General features: G+C 50.5%; 18 protein-coding genes. 9 read left to right on the top strand and 9 right to left on the bottom strand.

Translation table 11 applies throughout. From position 1 onward, the window contains the following. Window positions 1–15 precede the first annotated feature (15 nt). The 3 genes from AC5FX6_RS05670 to AC5FX6_RS05660 form a co-directional block, all read right to left on the bottom strand. On the bottom strand, window positions 16–1,077 hold the full coding sequence (locus AC5FX6_RS05670) for a PA0069 family radical SAM protein (RefSeq protein WP_493596050.1): 1,062 nt from the start codon (window positions 1,075–1,077) through the stop codon (window positions 16–18). Window positions 1,078–1,246: 169 nt separating this feature from the next. After that, entirely contained in the window at window positions 1,247–2,515 is a 1,269-nt protein-coding gene (locus tag AC5FX6_RS05665; RefSeq protein WP_493596049.1) for a Y-family DNA polymerase, read from the bottom strand. Next, window positions 2,508–2,978, bottom strand: a complete 471-nt coding sequence (locus AC5FX6_RS05660) for a LexA family protein (RefSeq protein ID WP_493596048.1) — start codon at window positions 2,976–2,978, stop codon at window positions 2,508–2,510. Before AC5FX6_RS05660 ends, AC5FX6_RS05665 begins: the two co-directional genes overlap by 8 nt. A 166-nt stretch (window positions 2,979–3,144) precedes the next feature. Here AC5FX6_RS05660 and AC5FX6_RS05655 point away from each other — a divergent pair, with 166 nt between their 5' ends. Together AC5FX6_RS05655 and AC5FX6_RS05650 are read left to right on the top strand one after the other, a co-directional pair. Then, on the top strand, window positions 3,145–3,390 hold the full coding sequence (locus AC5FX6_RS05655; RefSeq protein ID WP_493596047.1) for a DUF4142 domain-containing protein: 246 nt from the start codon (window positions 3,145–3,147) through the stop codon (window positions 3,388–3,390). Between the two features lie 269 nt (window positions 3,391–3,659). Then, a complete protein-coding gene (locus AC5FX6_RS05650; protein ID WP_493596046.1) occupies window positions 3,660–4,907 on the top strand; it encodes a pyridoxal phosphate-dependent aminotransferase in 1,248 nt (415 codons plus the stop codon). A gap of 83 nt (window positions 4,908–4,990) precedes the next feature. Here AC5FX6_RS05650 and AC5FX6_RS05645 read toward each other — a convergent pair whose 3' ends face one another. Further along, the gene (locus AC5FX6_RS05645; RefSeq protein ID WP_493596045.1) at window positions 4,991–6,241 is read right to left on the bottom strand and encodes a pyridoxal phosphate-dependent decarboxylase family protein; all 1,251 of its coding nucleotides are present in this window, start codon (window positions 6,239–6,241) and stop codon (window positions 4,991–4,993) included. Between the two features lie 297 nt (window positions 6,242–6,538). Between AC5FX6_RS05645 and AC5FX6_RS05640 the strand changes: the two genes are divergently transcribed. The 5 genes from AC5FX6_RS05640 (at window position 6,539) to AC5FX6_RS05620 (ending at window position 11,835) form a co-directional block, all read left to right on the top strand. Further along, the gene (locus AC5FX6_RS05640) at window positions 6,539–8,104 is read left to right on the top strand and encodes a SulP family inorganic anion transporter (protein ID WP_493596044.1); all 1,566 of its coding nucleotides are present in this window, start codon (window positions 6,539–6,541) and stop codon (window positions 8,102–8,104) included. A 65-nt stretch (window positions 8,105–8,169) separates the two neighbouring features. Further along, a complete protein-coding gene (locus AC5FX6_RS05635) occupies window positions 8,170–8,841 on the top strand; it encodes a carbonic anhydrase family protein (protein ID WP_493596043.1) in 672 nt (223 codons plus the stop codon). After that, entirely contained in the window at window positions 8,816–9,496 is a 681-nt protein-coding gene (locus tag AC5FX6_RS05630) for a TetR/AcrR family transcriptional regulator (protein ID WP_493596042.1), read from the top strand. Before AC5FX6_RS05635 ends, AC5FX6_RS05630 begins: the two co-directional genes overlap by 26 nt. Window positions 9,497–9,642: 146 nt before the next feature. Continuing rightward, the gene (gene curA, locus AC5FX6_RS05625) at window positions 9,643–10,659 is read left to right on the top strand and encodes an NADPH-dependent curcumin/dihydrocurcumin reductase (RefSeq protein WP_493596041.1); all 1,017 of its coding nucleotides are present in this window, start codon (window positions 9,643–9,645) and stop codon (window positions 10,657–10,659) included. 18 nt (window positions 10,660–10,677) lie between these two features. Next, window positions 10,678–11,835: an iron-containing alcohol dehydrogenase gene (locus AC5FX6_RS05620; protein ID WP_493596040.1), complete on the top strand. Its 1,158-nt coding sequence runs from the start codon at window positions 10,678–10,680 to the stop codon at window positions 11,833–11,835. 78 nt (window positions 11,836–11,913) lie between these two features. On the opposite strand, the gene AC5FX6_RS05615 is transcribed toward AC5FX6_RS05620, so the two are convergent. Continuing rightward, window positions 11,914–12,273, bottom strand: a complete 360-nt coding sequence (locus AC5FX6_RS05615; RefSeq protein WP_493596039.1) for an STAS domain-containing protein — start codon at window positions 12,271–12,273, stop codon at window positions 11,914–11,916. 989 nt (window positions 12,274–13,262) lie between these two features. Between AC5FX6_RS05615 and AC5FX6_RS05610 the strand changes: the two genes are divergently transcribed. Further along, a complete protein-coding gene (locus AC5FX6_RS05610) occupies window positions 13,263–13,508 on the top strand; it encodes a hypothetical protein (protein WP_007652719.1) in 246 nt (81 codons plus the stop codon). Between the two features lie 88 nt (window positions 13,509–13,596). Here the strand turns inward: AC5FX6_RS05610 and AC5FX6_RS05605 are convergent, their stop codons facing one another. The 4 genes from AC5FX6_RS05605 to AC5FX6_RS05590 all read right to left on the bottom strand — a co-directional run bounded on the left by AC5FX6_RS05605 (window position 13,597) and on the right by AC5FX6_RS05590 (window position 17,476). Continuing rightward, complete coding sequence (locus AC5FX6_RS05605; RefSeq protein WP_493596038.1) at window positions 13,597–14,952, bottom strand: 4Fe-4S binding protein; 1,356 nt, start codon at window positions 14,950–14,952, stop codon at window positions 13,597–13,599. A 15-nt stretch (window positions 14,953–14,967) separates the two neighbouring features. Continuing rightward, entirely contained in the window at window positions 14,968–16,347 is a 1,380-nt protein-coding gene (locus tag AC5FX6_RS05600) for an NAD(P)/FAD-dependent oxidoreductase (protein ID WP_493596037.1), read from the bottom strand. A gap of 148 nt (window positions 16,348–16,495) precedes the next feature. Beyond that, window positions 16,496–16,741: a hypothetical protein gene (locus AC5FX6_RS05595; RefSeq protein ID WP_493596036.1), complete on the bottom strand. Its 246-nt coding sequence runs from the start codon at window positions 16,739–16,741 to the stop codon at window positions 16,496–16,498. Between the two features lie 63 nt (window positions 16,742–16,804). Next, a complete protein-coding gene (locus AC5FX6_RS05590) occupies window positions 16,805–17,476 on the bottom strand; it encodes a hypothetical protein (protein WP_493596035.1) in 672 nt (223 codons plus the stop codon). A 131-nt stretch (window positions 17,477–17,607) separates the two neighbouring features. On the opposite strand from AC5FX6_RS05590, the gene AC5FX6_RS05585 reads away from it, so the two are divergent. Then, window positions 17,608–18,294: a hypothetical protein gene (locus AC5FX6_RS05585; RefSeq protein WP_493596034.1), complete on the top strand. Its 687-nt coding sequence runs from the start codon at window positions 17,608–17,610 to the stop codon at window positions 18,292–18,294. Window positions 18,295–18,304 lie beyond the last annotated feature (10 nt).

The raw sequence follows: 18,304 nt of genomic DNA, 5'->3' as shown, positions 1-18,304 counted from the left end.
TACCCGCTTCAACTTTTAAAATAGATTCATCTGTATACCTGCTCTGGTACAGAAGTGCTTATAGTTGTAAGGTTTCATGCTTCGGCCGGCCATGTAGCGGTTGCGGCTCATATGGAAAAGCTTATTGATAGCCTCGGCGAATTTGCCTTCACCTCGCATGCGGGTGCCGAAGCGACTATCGTTTAACTGACCACCATGGCAATCGGCTATCTGGCTCAACACCTTGTCGGCCCGGTCGGGGAAGGCCTCCCGAATCCAATCTTCGAAGATGGGGCCGATGCTGCCGTTGAGCCGCACGATGGTATAAGCCGCACTGCTGGCACCAGCTTCAGCTGCACTTTTAATGATAGCCGGAATCTCGGAGTCGTTGAGACCAGGTATAATGGGGGCCACCATCACGTTGACAGGTATACCGGCGTCTGTCAGCTGTTTCACCACCTGCAGGCGTCTGGCGCCGGTGGCGGTCCGGGGCTCCAGTTTCTGACGCAGTTTCTCGTCCAGTGTTGTGATGCTGATGTTTACATGCACCAGGTCCAGTTTGTTGAGTTCCTGCAGTAAGTCGAGGTCGCGCAGGATGAGGGCGTTTTTGGTAATGATGCTGACCGGATGGCGGTACTGCAGCAGCACCTCCAGCATACGGCGGGTTAACTGCTTCTTCGCCTCAATGGGCTGGTAGCAGTCGGTGTTGCCGGCCAGCATAATGGGCATCACCTGCCATTTCTGGTTTTCCAGCTGACGGGCCAGCACTTCCGGAGCATTCTCTTTCACGATAATCTTGCGTTCAAAGTCCAGTCCGGCGCCGTAGCCCCAGTACTGGTGCGAGTTGCGGGCGTAGCAGTACACACAACCATGCTCGCAGCCCTGGTAGGGGTTCATGGAATATGAGAGCCCCAGGTCCGGACTCTCCACCTTGTTCACAATTTTCTTGGGATGCTCCGCAAAGAACTCGGTTTTAGAGTTGGATAGCATGGCTTCGTCCAGTCCCTCGATGTGCTCGGCTACATATTCCTGTTTCAGGTATGGGTTTGTGGGATTGTACTGAGCGCCCCGCCCTTTCAAAAATTCGTTTGCTTTCATCGTGTTAAAGTTCTTTTCTGTCATTTTGAACGCCAGTGAGAAATCTGGAGTGTTTCTAAGTGTTTTCAGCTACCATTAATCTGCTGAGGGCTGCTAATTTGATAGCGATAGCTGGGGCATCGCGCAAGTTAGAAGCCTCCCTGCCAAAGAAGGGGTTGTGGTCAGGTATTTACCCTACCTCCAGTAGTTCCTCCAGCTGCGTGGTATAGCAGGGCGATTTCTTCTCGCACTTAAGTTGCCAGGGACGCGTAATGCCCTGGGCAGCGCTGGTGACTGTGTCGCGGCCCCAGACGCTGTTGAGCTTATCGAGGGTCTGCATCAGGCGTTGGTGCTTTTCGCGGTCCACGGTGTCGAGAAAACTGGTCTGTACCTGATTTTGCGGCCTTAGCTCCGACACAATCACACCGCTCTTCTTGTAGCGGTAGCCTGCTCGATAGAGGGTTTTCAGGGCCAGATTGGCGTAGTGTAGTAGTTCCAGTGTGCTACTGGTAGCCGTGGGCAGGGAAATGGTTTTACTGTTAAAGTACTGGTCATCACTCTCCCGAAAGCGATTTGTCTCCAGGAAAACCGTAATGGCACCCGCGCAGCTCCCCTGGCGGCGCAATTTGGCGGCACAGCGCGAAGCATAGTTGGCCGTGGCTTCCTGCAGCTGGGGCAAATCCGATACGGGACCACCAAAGGAGCGAGAGGTGCAAATGTGCTGCTTGTTGGGCGCTACCATTTCTAGGTCCTGGCAGGGCTCGCCGCGTAGCTCCCGCACGGTGCGCAGTCCTACTACCGTCAAATGCTTTTTTACAAAGGTGTCGGAGGCGTTGCGCAGGTCCAGGGCCGTATGTATACCGAAGCTTGCCAACTTATGGGCGTATCGCCTTCCGATGCCCCACACATCGCCTATCTCGGTGCGTCGCAGTGCTTCCTGTATATGCCGCTCGTCAGTCAATACCAGCACGCCATCGGCCTTCTTCGACTTCTTTGAAAGACGGTTGGCCAACTTAGCCAGGGTCTTGGTCGGGGCTACACCCACTGATACCGGTATACCTGTCCAACGCTTCACGGTAAGGCGCATCTCATCAGCATACTGGTTCAGGTCGCGACCGTAGAAGTTGCCCAGGTCCAGGAAAGATTCATCAATAGAGTATACCTCTAGGTTGGGTGTGAACTGTGCCAGCGTCTGCATCACCCGTGCTGACATGTCGCCATACAGGGTGTAGTTGCTGCTGAAAACGTGTACGTTATGTTGTGCTATGACATCTTTTGCTTTAAAGGCAGGCTCACCCATTTTAATGCCCAGCGCCTTGGCTTCGTTGGACCGTGCGATGATGCAACCATCGTTATTGGAGAGCACCACGATGGGCTTGCCTTCCAGTTTCGGTTCAAACACCCGCTCGCAGGAGGCATAGAAGTTATTGCAGTCCACGAGAGCGAAAAGACTAGTCATGGCCGCCGTTTACCTTATGAAGCGACCACACTACAACGCCCCAGGGTTTAAAGTCCATTTCTTCGGTAATCTCCACGGGCGGATATAGTTCATTGGCTGGCTGTAGGTATAGCCGAAGACCTTTCTGCAAGAGTCGCTTCACTGTAAACTCGCCATCTACTACGCCGATGATGATGTGCCCGTGACTGGGCTTTAGAGAACGGTCCACGACCAGTATGTCGCCATCGTGAAGGCGGGCGTCACGCATCGACTCACCCCTGACCCGCACCAAGTAGGTAGCGGTGGGGTTTCGGATGAGTACCTGCTGCAGGTTAATCTTGTCTTCCAGGTAATCGTCAGCCGGGGAGGGGAAGCCTGCCGCTACGTAACTCTGGCTGATGGGTAGTTCAAGCAACTCAGAGGCTTGTAATGGGAGAAGCTCGAGGCTGTTTGGTAGGGTGTTCAGGGTATATGTCTTTTCCATAGTGCTATCTCGTTTGGTACTCTAGCATTTATATCGCTCAAATATATATAGTATTTGCTAATATAGTTGTCATGTTTACTAATATTTTTAGCATTTAGTTGTGTGTTTAGGTGAACTATCCCAATGCACTGCCAGTAAATGAATGGGTAGCAACGAGTAAGAGTCCATGGAAGCCGTTATATTTTGTGGCATACAAGCCAACGGGAAGGCAAGCCTAACAGGAACGGAGTTCGATAAAGAATTCGCGAATAAACAGGTGGCTGCGCACGAGGAGGCTTTGGATTTGTATGAGCAGGCTACCGAAGATTTTGAAGACGCAGACCTGAGAAGTTTTGTCCAAAGGACGCTACCTGCGCTGTGCATGCATCTGGAGCATGGTAGAGCACTCAAAATGCAAACTGATCAACTGTAATAGAATATCTCTCTCACGGAAAGGTACCTATGTTTATAGCAGTTTTTTTGGTTTTACTAGACTGAATTTCAGGTATAAGTGTAGTTATAGTTAAATTATAGGTATAGAGCTGTGCTCTTGCTTTTCCACAAAGTAGGAACACCTTTATTTACGCTGATAAAGGCGATCACAAGTAGTTTATACGAAAGAGAAATAGACTGTATATTTAGGTATATGTACTAGCGGAAAATGTGCTGCAAAGCTTTAATTTTGGAGAAATCTATACCTACATGATACAACGCAGTACGCGGCTCAATGCGGTTCATTACGAACTGTGCGGGCCCATATACGAAAAGGCAAAAGAATTGGAGTTGGAAGGGCACCGTATCACGAAGCTGAACATCGGCAATCCGGCTCCTTTTGGCTTTGACGCGCCGGAAAAAGTGACCCAGAGCATTATCGATAACTTGCGCCATGCGCAGGGCTACTCAGACCATAAAGGGATACTGCAGGCCCGTGAAGCGATCAGGGACTACTACACCGCCAAAGGAATAGCTGGCATCCACACGGACGATATCTCGATTGGCAACGGCGTGAGCGAGCTGATCCTGCATGCGGTGCAGGGGTTGCTTAACGAGGGCGACGAGGTACTGGTGCCTTCACCGGATTACCCGCTCTGGACGGCGGCGGTGCGCTTTTCGGGAGGCAAGGCTGTGCACTATCTCTGCGACGAAGCCTCCGACTGGAATCCTGACCTGAATGACATCAAGAGTAAGATCAACAGCCGGACCAAGGGCATTGTAATCATCAACCCCAACAACCCGACTGGCGCAGTGTACGCCCCGGAGCTGTTGCAGGAACTGGTAGAGCTGGCGGCCACGCACAACCTGGTGCTGTTCTCAGACGAGATTTACGATAAGATCCTGTACGACGAAGTAGAGTACCGCTCCACGGCTACCTTTTCGGATGAAGTGCTAACGGTAACTTTCAGCGGGCTTTCCAAGAACTACCTGGCAGCAGGCTTCAGAGCAGGCTGGATGCTGGTGAGCGGCAACAAGGCAAAGGCCAAAAGCTACATTGACGGGCTGAATACCATGGCCAGCCTGCGGGTATGTAGCAACGTGCCAGCGCAGTTTGGCATACCCGCAGCTTTGAAAGGCTATCAGCATATGCACGACCTGGTGCTACCAACCGGCAGGCTACGGCAGCAGCGGGATGTCTGCTACGAAAAGCTGATCACTATACCTGGCATTACCTGCGTGAAGCCAAAAGGGGCTTTCTATCTCTTCCCGAAGATAGATGTCAAGAAGTACGCCATCGCCGATGATCAGGCTTTTGTACTGGACTTTCTGAAGCAGCAGCATGTACTGCTGGTGCAGGGAAGCGGCTTCAACTGGCAGCAGCCAGATCACTTCCGTATCGTGTACCTGCCCGAGCTGCAGGAACTGAGCCACACCATGGACAAGCTGGCACTTTTTCTACAGCATTATCAAGGCACGGGTGCAACCGCCCAGCGGCAGTTAACAGAAGCGCTATAGGTATAGCAAAGCTTCATCAATGAGAAAAGGCTCCTTTAACAGGAGCCTTTTCTCGTTTAATAGGATGACCTTAGGTATGGAAACTACTCTGCCAGGCAGGCTAGCTGCTGGTAGGCTTTCAAGTCCTCAAGCAAGGGGATCAGGCGGTCAATGGTCACGTGGTCCATTACTACCACCTTATACCAGTTAGGAGCGTGGTGATTGTCCGGCACAAGGCCGTAGCGACTGGCGATTTCCTTGGTAAGGTGTTCACTGCGGATTGTGATGATGTTGGAGTGCGGGTTGCGGTAGTAGGCTATACCTGCCATGTCGAGCTCAGCAGCCAGCCAGGTGGCGCGGTTCAGCAGGGTAGTGGTTTTCTCCTCCCAGCCGTAACGGCCGTAGGTCATCAGGATCATCCAGACAGCGATAGCATTGGCGCCGGAACGACTGCCGATCAGCGTAAAATCCTCTCCCTCCACATAGCTTGCCTCCTTAGTATTAGCGTGCTGCATGAAGTCTTTCCGGATCAGGAAAATGCCCGTGCCGTAAGGTGCCTGCACCATCTTGTGTGCATCCAGCGTGACAGAGGTAATGTATTTATTCTGGAAGTTAAGTGTGTTGTCCGGGTTGGTGAAAGGGTAAATAAAACCACCGAAAGCGGCATCCACATGAATCATGAACTGACAATCGTTGGATTCAAGTGTAGCTGCATATAGATCAGCGCTATCCACTGATCCAAACATAGTTGTCATCATGTTAGCGATCACGATGAAGTGACTCTTGCCCTTTGCTTTCTGAGCAGAGATCACTTCCTGCAGATGCTCCTCGTCAATGGTGCGGGTGTCGTTGTCCACTTGCACGGTGGCAATGTCGAGGTCAAACACATTGGCAGCCTTGCTCATGGAGTAATGACTATCGGAGGAGCAGAGGATGCAAATGCTGTCGTTGCGTACGCCGTCACGGTTGCGGAAGTAGTTGCGGTAGATCCAGATGGCCTGTAGATTGGCCTCGGTGCCGCCAGCTGCCACATAACCATCATAGCTGTTGGGCTCGGCTTTCAGAATCTGCTCAGCACACAGGCCAATCAGTTCACGCTCAATCTGGTGCGTCCCCCTAAAGAAAGATTCGGAAGCTCCCAGGGTATGGCAGCCAATATGGTTTGGGTTATGAATAAGGGCTGTCAGGAAGGGAGCATCTTTGAGGAAAGGCGCATCTTGGTAAAATACCTTGTTGTCAAGATGGGAGCCAGGTATGCCCAGTATGTTCTCGTCGTAAAAATTTATGTTTTCCTCTAAAGCATTGAATACGATGGTCCGGATAGTTTCTTTATTCAGTTTAGTCCACTGTTGCATAGGTATAGGCAGGGTTAAGGGTAAATAAAAGGGCTTCGCTAACATACGCTACCCTGGTCCGAGGCAGGCAAATATACGACATTCAGGAAACATGCTTCCCGAAGGAGTTATTGGTCGGCTCCATACAGGCTGCGATTTACAAGCATACGCTTCTAAAAACAATGATATAAATCATACAAGGATGGGGTAAACCAGGCAAAAAAAAATAGCAACTGAACTAAACAGGGCTTTACTTTGTGGCGTTAAAGTAATACTATTGTAATAAGTTTTAAACCTATCTATAGAAGAAGATCCGCTATGGTTACCTTTAAAGAGTTGAAAAATGATTTACCGGCAGGTATTGTCGTGTTCCTGGTCGCAGTACCGCTCTGCCTTGGTATAGCCATGGCGTCCGGTGCGCCTCTGTTTTCCGGTATTATTGCCGGCTTTGTAGGAGGTATAGTTGTAACGCTTATCAGTGGCTCACAGTTGGGAGTGAGCGGCCCGGCGGCTGGTCTGGCTGTGATCGTGCTGCATGCCATCGAAGGCTTGGGAAGTTTTGAGGTATTCCTGTCGGCGGTGGTATTGGCTGGTGTCATACAATTGGTGCTGGGATTCCTGAAGGCGGGAAGTATCGGGTATTATTTCCCCTCATCGGTCATCAAAGGAATGCTGTCTGGTATCGGTGTGATCATCATCCTGAAGCAGATTCCGCATGCCTTTGGTTATGACGAGAGCTACGAAGGTAGTCTGCATTTCATGGAACCGAGCGGCGAAACCACCTTCTCACTGATTTTCGATTCGTTGCGCTATGTGTCACCGGCAGCGGTTATTATCAGCGTCCTTTCGCTGATGATCCTGATCTTCTGGGATACGGTACTGTCCAAGAAAGGCAAGATATTTCAGATTATCCAGGGGCCGCTTGTCGTTGTAGTATTAGGCATCGTGCTGAATCTGGTGTTCCTGAGCGCTTTCCCGGATATAGCGCTGCGCGCTAATCACTTGGTTGAGCTTCCGGTAGCTTCCAGTCTGGGTGGCTTCTTTCAGCAGTTCACCACACCTGACTTTAGCCGCATCCTAACCTATGAGGTGCTGTTACTGGCGGGTACGCTTGCGGTAGTAGCCAGCCTTGAAACGTTGCTTTGTCTGGAAGCAACTGATAAACTTGACCCACAAAAGCGCATTAGCCCGGCTAACCGCGAACTGAAGGCGCAAGGTGTGGGTAACATTGTATCGGGTCTGATCGGTGGTCTTCCTATTACACAGGTGATCGTTCGCAGTTCGGCCAACATTCAGTCTGGTGGTCGCACCAAGCTCTCGGCGCTTATTCACGGTATACTGATTCTGGCCAGTGTGATCGCTATACCTGGTGTGCTCAACTTGATTCCGCTGGCCTCATTGGCAGCCATACTCTTTGTGGTGGGTTACAAGCTGGCGAAACCGGCGCTGTTCAAAGCCATGTACCGTGGCGGCTGGAACCAGTTTCTGCCATTTGTCGTGACTGTGCTGGCCATTGTGTTCACGGACCTGCTCACAGGTATAGGCATTGGTATGGTAGTGGGGATCTTCTTTATCCTCAAAAACAGCTACCATGTGTCGCATACCATGGTGAAGGAAAAATCGCCGGCAGGCAGAGACAAGTATCGTATCGTGCTGGCAGAGGAAGTGACTTTCCTGAACAAAGGCAATATTCTGGAAGAGCTTCGCAGAGTGCCTGAGAACTCAGAGTTGGAGATTGACATGTCACGCTCAGCGGTAGTAGACCCGGATGTGATCGAATTGATCGAGAACTACAAAGAGACAGCACGTAGCAGCAATATTAAACTTCATATAAAAGAAACAGCTGAAGACGAGAAACTGGAGTACGAGGGCATGAAGTTTTAATCATACCGTCTGTCTGGCTAGTTGCTAAAAAAGTATTATCCACCGATTAAAAAATATTTAAATCCATGAGAACGCAAAACAAAGAAACACAGGCAGAACTGACCCCGCAGCGCGCAAAAGAAATCCTGAAAGAGGGCAATGAGCGCTTTGTGAGCAACCTGAAAGTAAATCGCAATCTGCTGCAGCAGGTCAACGAAACTTCTGAAGGCCAATTTCCTTTTGCCATTGTGTTGAGCTGCATCGACTCCCGCACATCGGCTGAGTTGATCTTCGACCAGGGCCTGGGAGATATCTTCAGCGCTCGTATCGCCGGTAACATCGTGAATGAAGACATCCTGGGCAGCATGGAGTTTGCCTGCAAAGTGGCTGGTTCCAAACTGATCGTTGTGCTGGGTCACAGCAAGTGTGGTGCCATCAAAGGAGCCTGCGACCATGTAGAGATGGGCAACCTGAGCACACTGCTGCACAAGATCGAGCCGTCCGTGAACGCTGTGGCGTACGACGGTGACAGAAGCTCTAAAAACGGTGAGTTTGTAGAGAAAGTAGCCGAGACCAATGTAGTATGGACTGTAGGTGAGATCAAGAAAAACAGCCCGATTCTTCGCGAAATGATAGAGAAAGGTGAGATTGGCATCGTAGGCGGTATGTACGACGTGGAAACTGGCGTGGTGACCTTCTATGATGATGTTGAAAACATGACGGAAACCCTGCATGAGGAACTTGCTGGCAAATATTAAAATCAAAGTAGAGGAGAAGGTATACCTCAAAGATCCTGAGTCATCAGAAAAAGGGCGTGATATTATTAAACACGGCATTTTTCTGATCGACGAACTGGGCCTGGAGTCCTTCACCTTCAAAAAACTGGCCGAGCGCATCGGAAGCACTGAGGCGACGATCTACAGGTACTTTGAGAGCAAGCATATGCTGCTCTCATACCTGATTTCCTGGTACTGGAACTGGCTGGAGTACAGGCTGGTGTTTGCGATAAACAACATTGGTCCGGCTGAAGACCGGCTGCGCATCGCAATCAGCATTCTGTCAGGCCGCATTGAGAATGACATGGACTTTGAGCATATCGACGAGGTGACACTGCAGCGTATTGTGGTGGCTGAGTCGGCCAAAGCCTATCTAACCAAGGAGGTGGATGCAAACAACAAGGAGGGTTTCTTCTTAAGTTACAAGCGCCTGTGCAAGCGGATAGCCGATATCGTGCATGAGATCAACCCGGATTACAAGTACCCGGCTTCACTCGTGTCTACCATTGCTGAGAGTGCACATTACCAGAAGTTCTTTGCCTTGCACCTGCCTTCATTGACGGATATACACGAAGATGGCGGCAGTGAGCTGGAGGATTTCCTGACGCACATGATATTCAAGACAATAGAGCGGTAATTCACTGTTTTTATTTTACTGAGAAGGATGCTACTGGCAATAGGGCCAGTAGCATCCTTTTTTGCTTTCAGACAGCTTTATTCAAAGAAAACCATAACCCCTACAACTGGTTTCGCATACACTAATAGGTATATAAATCTGAGCCTATGAAAACCAAGAGCATTTTATTGAAGAGTCGTCCGCAGGGCATGCCGACGGAGGAAAATTTTGAATTCAAGGAGGAGGAACTCCCCGGCCTGCAAGAGGGACAGCTGCTTCTAAAGTCGCTTTACGTGTCGGTAGATCCTTACATGCGCGGCCGCATGAGCGATGCCAAATCCTATGTGGCACCTTATAACCTGAACGAGCCCATCGCGGGCGGTGTGGTAGCGGAAGTCGTGGAAAGCCGCAACGATAGGTATAAAACTGGTGACGTAGTGCTGGGTAACCTGCCTTGGCAAACACACAGCATCTCCGACGGCAAAGGCCTCAGTCCGCTGGACCCGGACCTGGCGCCGCTGAGCTACCACTTAGGTATACTGGGTATGCCGGGCATGACGGCCTACTGCGGCCTGCTATACATCGGCGAGCCGAAGGAGGGAGAAACGGTAGTGGTATCCGGAGCGGCAGGAGCGGTAGGTACCGTAGTCGGTCAGATCGCCAAGATCAAAGGCTGTCGTGTGATCGGTATAGCCGGTTCTGATGACAAAACCGACTACCTCAAAAACACACTTGGCTTTGACGAGGCCATCAATTACAAAACCACGGAGAATATGCGGGAGGCACTGGCAGCCACCTGTCCTGATGGGGTAGATGTGTACTTCGACAACGTAGGCGGAGAGATCTCGGATGCCGTGTATAGCCTGCTAAACAAATTCGCCCGTATTGCGGTTTGTGGACAGATCGCACATTATAATGCCACATCCGTTCCGACTGGTCCGCGGGTAGAGCCTATCCTTTTGAAAAAGAGCGCTTTGATGAAGGGCTTTATCGTGAGTGACTATGCAAGCCGGTTTCCGGAGGCGGCACAAGAACTGGTAAACTGGCTAAAAGCTGGTAAATTGCAGTACGAAGAGCATATAGTAGAAAGCTTTGATCAATTGCCACAGGCCTTCTTCGGCTTGTTTAAGGGAGAAAACACCGGCAAGCTGCTCGTGAAAGTGGCAGATTACAACACAAACTAATTAGCACATTTCATCTTTATGAACAATTTCACTTTTTATAATCCGGTTAAGATCATTTTCGGCAAAGGGCAGATAGCTGCTCTGGCAACAGAGGTGCCGCTTGAGGCACGCGTGCTGATGGCCTATGGTGGCGGAAGCATTAAGAAAAACGGAGTATACGAGCAGGTGATGGATGCTTTGAAAGGGCATAAAGTAGTAGAGTTTGGCGGCATAGAGCCTAACCCACGCTACGAGACCCTGATGCAGGCAGTAGAGTTAGCCAGGAAAGAGCAGGTAGATTATATTCTGGCCGTTGGTGGCGGCTCCGTCATCGATGGCGCTAAATTCATAGCGGCAGCTATACCTTTCGAAGCCGGCGACCCCTGGACGATCTGCTCCGAGAAGGCGCCTGTGTCCAAAGCCATTCCTTTTGGTGCGGTGCTTACCTTGCCGGCCACAGGTTCTGAAATGAACTCTGGCTCGGTGATTACGCGGGAGGAAACCAGACAGAAACTTTCTTTCGGTTCGCCGCTTACATTCCCGAAATTCTCGATCCTTGATCCGGAAACGACTTACTCGTTGCCTTTGCGCCAGCTAAGCAATGGTATTGTGGATGCCTTCACACACGTGTTGGAGCAATACCTGACCTATCCGGTGAACGCGCCGCTGCAGGACCGTCTGGCGGAGTCCATTCTGATCACGCTGAGAGAGGAGGGGCCGAAAGCCCTGCAAAATCCAACCGATTACGACACGGCTGCTAACATTATGTGGTGCGCCACCATGGCCCTGAACGGTGTGATCCGGGTAGGTGTGCCGACCGACTGGGCTACCCACATGATCGGCCATGAACTGACCGCCCTGCACGGTATCGACCACGCCCGTACCCTGGCCATCGTGCTGCCATCGCTGCTGCGTTACAAGCGCGACAATAAAAAGGAAAAGCTGCTGCAGTACGGCGAGCAGGTATGGGGCATCAAGCAAGGCAGTGAGGAAGAGCGTATTGAGGCCACGGTGCAGGCTACTGCCGATTTCTTTGAATCGCTGGATATTCGCACCAAACTCAAAGACTACGATGTAGACAAAACCACCATCCAGGAGATCGTAAAGCGTTTCGAGGAACGCGGTGTGAAGAACCTGGGCGAACGGGCCGATATACAGGTAGCGGATGTAGAACAGATACTGACCATGAGTCTGTAGTATACTATTCTACTAAAACAGAAGGAGCGCCCGTGAATACACGGGCGCTCCTTCTGTTTTAGTAGTAAGTCAGTTTGCTTAAGCGGCGACTTTCTGGTGTTTTTCTTCTTTGGCTTCCTCAAAAGACTTGGCTTTAGCAAAAAGCGTGTCGAGGCGCAGCAAGCTGAACAGACGCTCGGTGGTAGCGTTCATGTCGCATAGCACGACCTTTACATCCTGCTTCCGGATCTTGAGCAGTTCACTCACGAAAGAACAAATGCTGCTGTTGGTCAGGTGCAGGCGGTTCACGTGAGAGCAGTCAATCCAAAGTTCCTTGGTGCAGTCTGCAGGAGCTTCGGCAATTGCCTGACGGATTTTATCGAGGGCCTGCTGTTTCACAAGGCCTTTTACAAAGAAGATATGGCGATTCTGGTGCGAGGTGTGGTTGGTAATTTCCATGGCGACGTCCCTTAAAAAGATTTAACATATAAAGGAGTGTGCTTTAGCAGCAGGCGTGTCCTTTATTAAATACTATAAAATTAAAAACATATTATTGGGTGAGTATTGTATTTTTAAAGTACGGGGTAATCGGTATATAGTTATTTAGTTTATAGTAAATTTAGTTAATTAATTAAATCGCTGGTTTTTGAGAGCATTCTGTGTGAGCTAATATTAGTGTGAGTTATATATAAATTGTATTTAACTGATATGTATTTTTAATTAGTGATTATCGTTAATGTTAAATATCAGGGTAGTTGAGGTAGCAGTAAATAGTAACAACATTACTTACACGCTTTAGAGAACATGTAAGTCGATGCGCAATACATACTGATCGAAGAGACTATGTAGCTAGAGGTTGCTCTTAAGAGGAAAAGATGGGTAAAGACTCCTCAAAAGGGCCAGGGATTTTTCTGGTACAAAGTCATCATTTTCGCCGACCGTTTGACCAAAGGAAACATATCCAAGCTATCAATTTATAGCCACGATAACGTAGTACGTTCTCTATAAACCCCGTTAAGGCGACACGGATGTACTTTTCAGTGATCTATGGCTACATAGGGTTGAATGCTATGGAGATCAGGTAATTTGACAGATACGCTGCATGCCGTTGTTTTTTCCCGGGATGTTATTTTAGGCGTTTTTAGAGAAGACCAATGCACAATGTTGAGTGCTAGGTGTTTATACTTAATTGTAGATGCGTTTAGGCCATTTAAAGGGCTTTTTTGGAATATGTTAAATAATTATTAAAATTTTTGGAATGTTCTATTGTGATTTATGATTAAGTCATATAAATTGCACTATGCTGTTTAAGTAAAAACGCATAAGTAATTCTTACCTTACAAAATACACAAGCAACTGATTTGAACTAAATTGTGTGCTTTTGGGCTTAATACACCGAATGGCATGCTTCTTGGGAATGATCAACAAAAACGTTTAACTTTTAGCCAATGTTAGATATCATCAATTTTATTGCGCTTGCCGGCATCTTTAACATCTGTTTTTTCTGGTATGCATCTACCAAAATGAAAACGAAGCCAGATCCGGTTAAGACGCTTGTTGTATCTTTTGTATTCTCTATCCCACTTAGTTTCCTGTTGATTGCCGTTTATACTACAATGCTGCTTTACGCGGCTAAGATCGGCGCCAGTGAAGATGCCATGTGGGAGTACATGGAGCAGGAAGAATTGCAGTAACACTTACAGGTATAGCCTCGGCTAGCCTGTTATCTTAAACGCGTCGCGGGCACTTGTCAAAAGCAGGTGCCCGCGATGCTTTTATGGGTTAATTCAAAATCCGCAGCTCGTCACGCCCGATCAGCGGGGACCCGGCATAGCGGCCTTCCTGTGGTCCGTTTTCCAGCTTCAGCACGCCCCGTGGACATACGTGTGCACAAATACCACAGCCCACACAGGAGGCCCTGATGATCGGCTCGCCCTGTTGCGCATACCAGCGCACATCAATACCCATTTCGCAGTAGGTAGAGCAGTTGCCGCAGGAGATGCACTGTCCGCCATTGGTCGAAATGCGGAAGCGGGAAAAGTGCTTTTGAAGTAGGCCCAGATAAGCGGCCATGGGGCAGCCGAAGCGGCACCATACCCGGTTGCCCATGAGCGGATAAAAGCCCACGCCGATCACGCCCGAGAACATGGCCCCGATAAAGAAGCCATATGTCTGGGCAAAGCCACCCGAAAGATCACCCAGCAAGCGACCCTCACTCCAGGAGTTGACCCATAGAAATAGTGTCGTGAGTATGACAAATCCTAAAATGGGGTAGATAATGGCCACTTCCCAGCGCCAGGCTTTGCGGCTTTTGTCGGAGAGATGTCGGTAAGGGTCACCGGCGGTTTCGGCGAGTCCGCCGCAGCCGCATACCCAGGAGCAGTACCAGCGCTTGCCATAGAAGTAAGTGAGCACCGGCGTAGCCAGAAAGGAAAACACCGCACCCCAGAACACCATGAATACGCCCAAGGCAGCGCCATCGCGCACGAGATAGTCTACCGTGCTCGGGAAGAGATAGTCGTATTTGAGCGGCCAGAAATAGCTGAAGTAGTACTCCGGTTGGTTGAGCATCAGCAAAAAGGCAGGCAGCAGAAAGGCAAAACCCAACTGAAAGAACATGACCGAGATAGTGCGGATGATGTGGTAGCGGCTGGTACGGTACTTGAGCAGCGCGTATACCCCCATGATCAGGATGGCCAGGGTATAGAAAGTGCCATACAGAAACCACTGGTCGCTGGAGCGGCCGCGCAGCCACTGGCTCAGGGGCTCTACGGCTTGTATCAATCCCTGCAACGTGTCCGGGAACCAGTAGAGCAACACATAAAACCCTGTGAGCACAAAGCCGATAACCCATGCCGAAGCACCACGTGAGGTGGCATCCTGTTGCCAGAGTCCGTGGTTTTGTTCAGCGGGTGATTTGTGCCGGCGGCTTTGCCAGATGTAAAGCAGGGAGCCAACTGTAAAAATAAGCGTACCGCCCAGTCCGGTGAGAACAGGGGAGAGATAATCAGCTCCTACGGCAGCTACCAGTATACCCAACAGTCCGATGCTGATCAGTAATAGACCGGTCATCTTCAAAGCACTCTGCGGAGTGGTAGAAGAGGTGGTGGAAGTATGTTGAATGACAGCAGTAGACATCTGTAGTATCAGTAGTTAACAGGAAGTAGAATCAGAAAACAGACCGAAACGCTTACGCAGCTCCCACCAGTTGTTTTGTTTAACGGGCGGCTGTTGGTCCGGGAAACGAGTATAGTACTGGCGCAGCAGCGCCTCTTCGTAGCGCTGGAAAAACTCCGGATCGAAGTTAACGGCTGGTAGTTCCTGCATGACCTCGTGCAAGGTATAGCCTTGCTGCAGCCAGTGGTGGCACAGGTCGTGACGGTAGCGTATACCGAGCAAATTTATACCTAGCAGCTTCGCAGTCTCTTTATCATATAGCAGGCGAATAGCCTTGGTCGCTTCATTGTTCTGCCAGTACAGCGATTCCTGTTGCTCCGTGAAAAGGGGAGGAACCATGCCATAAGTCTGGTATTCGATGTCGAAGAATTTAGCAGAGTTGAACCACGGTCCCCGCTGGTAAGGGGTACGGTCGCCGCGTAGGGTCGAGGCCAATGCTTCGGCATGCAGACGGGCGGTATACCAGAGTTGCTCCATCATCGGCTGACCCGGCGCAGGGTTCCGGAACTGGGCGCAATCACTGAGGGCGTATACATCAGGCTGACTGGCCTCGAAAAACTCGTTTACCAATATACCCCGGTCGATTTCTATACCTGCGCCTTTAAGGAATTCCACATTCGGCTTCACGCCTGTGGTGATACCCACAAACTGGCAGAGCAGCTCCTTGCCACTGCGCGTCTGGATGGCGCGTACCCGACCTTCTGCATCAGGCAGGATCTCTTTCAGTTCTTCTTGGAGCAAGAGTTCGATGCCGTGCTGATGAATGTGATTGGTAGCCAACCGGGCCTCTTCTGCTGGCAGCACATTGTGCCAGTACAGTTTGTCCCGTATGAGCATGGTCACGGCGATGCCGCGGCTTAGAAGCATCTCGGCCATCTCCACACCGATCAGACCGCCGCCTATGATCACAGCCTGCTGTATACCTGTCGTATTGGCTTCCATCAGTTCCAGATCCTGTAACGAGATGAGACCTTGTACACCTTTCAAAGTCTGGCCGGGCCAGTTGTAATAAGCGGCATTGGAGCCGGTGGCCAGCACCAGTTTGTCGTAATGAAGGGGGGCGCCTTCGCGCAGCACCAGCTTTTTTTCGCTTGTTTCCACCCGCTCTACATAGTCATGCACGAGCTCTATCTTCTGTTCCTGCCAGTACCAGTCGGCATAAGGCACGATATCCCGAAAACGCATGTGGCCCATGTACACATACATCAGGGCGGTGCGGGAAAAGTGCAGCCGCGACTCCGCCGACACAATGGTGATGCGGCAACCACTTCGCTGTCGCACACGCTGCGCCAGGGTAACGCCTGCGATGCCGTTGCCGATGATGACTAAGTGATCCTGTGGGTTGAGTTTATTCATCTATAAAGCCTGCTTCACTTAAGTGGCTATACCTGCATATACCTTGTGAAGGGCGAAGCAGGTATAGCCAAAGATACGAAATTAGGGCAGGCATAAAAAAAGGAAGGCCGGGTCATCCCCAGCCTTCCTCAGCCAATATGATTTAAGTCTAGCGGCTGCCAGCGCTACTGCCGACATCCTGTCCGCCGTCTTCCACGCTTTTGCCACCCTGACGGCCACCACTGCGTGGCTCGTTGCCCATGGCGCGACCGGCCTGATCGCTCTCCTCAGAGCGTGGAATCTGCTCTGATGGATTCTTCTTGGCGGTCGGATGGATATTAGGCACTTTGTTGCCTTCGTTGATATTGTTTTTGTTTTGATCTTTATTCTGGTCTTTATTCTTATCTGCGTTCATCTTCAATATGCTTTAGTTGTATTAAGTTTTACTCTGAATCGGTCCCAAGGTTTTGCCGCTTTATTAGTAGCGGTCATAATCCGGGTTAGAACCGGTGCGGTCAGGTGGGCCATAGCGACGCGGCTGGCGCTGCTCGTAATTGCTCTGACGCTGGCGCAGTTCGCCGGTCATAGGGTTATAGCGACGGTTATAATCCGGATCAGAATTGCGGTCGCCGTCGTAACCGAAGCTCAGAGAGCCGGCACTATTGCCATAGTTTTCGTTATGGCGGTGCGGGTAGTTGTCCGGCCTGTAGTCGCCATCAAAGTTGCCTGATGTACGACGGCCATAGTGGTCGCCGTATTGCTGGCCGCCATTGCGTTCTCTGTCACTACTATCGTTGTAGCGGGATCGATTGTCACGCATACCTGCGCTGCCTCCGTAGCGGCCACCGAAGTTGTTAGAGTCCCCTTGTCTTGCATTATCTCCGCGGTAGCTTTGCTGGTATTGGCGCTGGGTATAGTCGTCGTTGTCCTGCAGGTTACGGCTGCGGCGGTACACGTAGTCGCCGCCCTGGTCATCGTTGTAGCGGTCGCGACCTGGGTTCCCCCCATCATTTTGGCGGGAGCGGTTATAAGTGCTGTAGTGTTCGTCTTCCTCCAAGCGGTAAGCGCCTCTGTACTGTGATTCATCCGGACGGCGTTCGTCGCGTCTGCGATCATCCCGCCGGTCCTGCCAGTTATTATAGCTTTTCATAGTTTTATCTTGATTGGTATACCCTCTATAAACGAACAATCGAAAAGGGAGTTTACACCTTCTAATTAACCCAAAGCGGGGGCATGCCCGTAAACACTAGCAGTACATGTAAGTAATAAATACACAACGCTATGAGAAACAACAGAGAAGAAAACCGTGATAATCGAAACATGGAACCGCGCTGGGCGCATGGCCATCACCATGGCGAAAACTCAGACCGCGGCAACTACACCGTAGACTCCAACTTCAACAGAGGCTATGGTGCGCAGGAAGACGACTATCATGATACCAGATCTTTTAACACCAACATTGACCATGAATATGGCTCCCGCCAGGGGCGCTTTCAGCCAGGCGGTGCACAATACAGCGGCGATGAATTCGCTTCCCGCAACCGCAGTGGGCAGGACAACCCTTATGGCATGAGCTACGTGCCAAACGATGATCACAACTCGGGACGTCACTACGATCCGCAGGCTGACTACAGCGACCGTGATTACGATGATTTGCGCCGTTCAGGCAATTCCAGCAGGCGTTCCGACAGGTATAATGAGTCATTTGGACATGATGTAAGCCGTAACCGTGGAGGAAGTGATGATGAATACTATGGGCACTCTTCCAGAGGTGATTACGAGTCATACCGCCGTTATGAAATGAACAACCCTGCGTATGATAACGATTACAGCGGAGGCTTCTCCGGTCGTAATTACACAGAGGGACGTGACCATTTTGGTGAAGACAGTCACTACAGCAACCTGAACCGCTGGGGACAGGAGAACCGCTCACAGCGCCGTTCCGAAGACCGGCATAACCGACACTAATTTGTAAAAC

It is taken from the genome of Pontibacter sp. LHS2, from assembly GCF_058932845.1.
The sequence above is the reverse complement of the archived record's forward strand: the minus strand, read 5'-3'. Positions and strand labels throughout refer to the sequence as shown.

What these genes read in the sequence shown, in the direction of transcription:
- AC5FX6_RS05655 (WP_493596047.1), top strand. Translation starts at nt 3,145, where the DNA reads ATGGAAGCCGTTATATTTTGTGGCATACAAGCCAACGGGAAGGCAAGC.
- AC5FX6_RS05660 (WP_493596048.1), bottom strand. Translation starts at nt 2,978, where the DNA reads ATGGAAAAGACATATACCCTGAACACCCTACCAAACAGCCTCGAGCTT.
- AC5FX6_RS05605 (WP_493596038.1), bottom strand. Translation starts at nt 14,952, where the DNA reads ATGTCTACTGCTGTCATTCAACATACTTCCACCACCTCTTCTACCACT.
- AC5FX6_RS05640 (WP_493596044.1), top strand. Translation starts at nt 6,539, where the DNA reads ATGGTTACCTTTAAAGAGTTGAAAAATGATTTACCGGCAGGTATTGTC.
- AC5FX6_RS05590 (WP_493596035.1), bottom strand. Translation starts at nt 17,476, where the DNA reads ATGAAAAGCTATAATAACTGGCAGGACCGGCGGGATGATCGCAGACGC.
- AC5FX6_RS05585 (WP_493596034.1), top strand. Translation starts at nt 17,608, where the DNA reads ATGAGAAACAACAGAGAAGAAAACCGTGATAATCGAAACATGGAACCG.
- AC5FX6_RS05630 (WP_493596042.1), top strand. Translation starts at nt 8,816, where the DNA reads ATGAGGAACTTGCTGGCAAATATTAAAATCAAAGTAGAGGAGAAGGTA.
- AC5FX6_RS05595 (WP_493596036.1), bottom strand. Translation starts at nt 16,741, where the DNA reads ATGAACGCAGATAAGAATAAAGACCAGAATAAAGATCAAAACAAAAAC.
- AC5FX6_RS05615 (WP_493596039.1), bottom strand. Translation starts at nt 12,273, where the DNA reads ATGGAAATTACCAACCACACCTCGCACCAGAATCGCCATATCTTCTTT.
- AC5FX6_RS05670 (WP_493596050.1), bottom strand. Translation starts at nt 1,077, where the DNA reads ATGAAAGCAAACGAATTTTTGAAAGGGCGGGGCGCTCAGTACAATCCC.
- curA (WP_493596041.1), top strand. Translation starts at nt 9,643, where the DNA reads ATGAAAACCAAGAGCATTTTATTGAAGAGTCGTCCGCAGGGCATGCCG.
- AC5FX6_RS05650 (WP_493596046.1), top strand. Translation starts at nt 3,660, where the DNA reads ATGATACAACGCAGTACGCGGCTCAATGCGGTTCATTACGAACTGTGC.
- AC5FX6_RS05610 (WP_007652719.1), top strand. Translation starts at nt 13,263, where the DNA reads ATGTTAGATATCATCAATTTTATTGCGCTTGCCGGCATCTTTAACATC.
- AC5FX6_RS05665 (WP_493596049.1), bottom strand. Translation starts at nt 2,515, where the DNA reads ATGACTAGTCTTTTCGCTCTCGTGGACTGCAATAACTTCTATGCCTCC.
- AC5FX6_RS05620 (WP_493596040.1), top strand. Translation starts at nt 10,678, where the DNA reads ATGAACAATTTCACTTTTTATAATCCGGTTAAGATCATTTTCGGCAAA.
- AC5FX6_RS05645 (WP_493596045.1), bottom strand. Translation starts at nt 6,241, where the DNA reads ATGCAACAGTGGACTAAACTGAATAAAGAAACTATCCGGACCATCGTA.
- AC5FX6_RS05635 (WP_493596043.1), top strand. Translation starts at nt 8,170, where the DNA reads ATGAGAACGCAAAACAAAGAAACACAGGCAGAACTGACCCCGCAGCGC.
- AC5FX6_RS05600 (WP_493596037.1), bottom strand. Translation starts at nt 16,347, where the DNA reads ATGAATAAACTCAACCCACAGGATCACTTAGTCATCATCGGCAACGGC.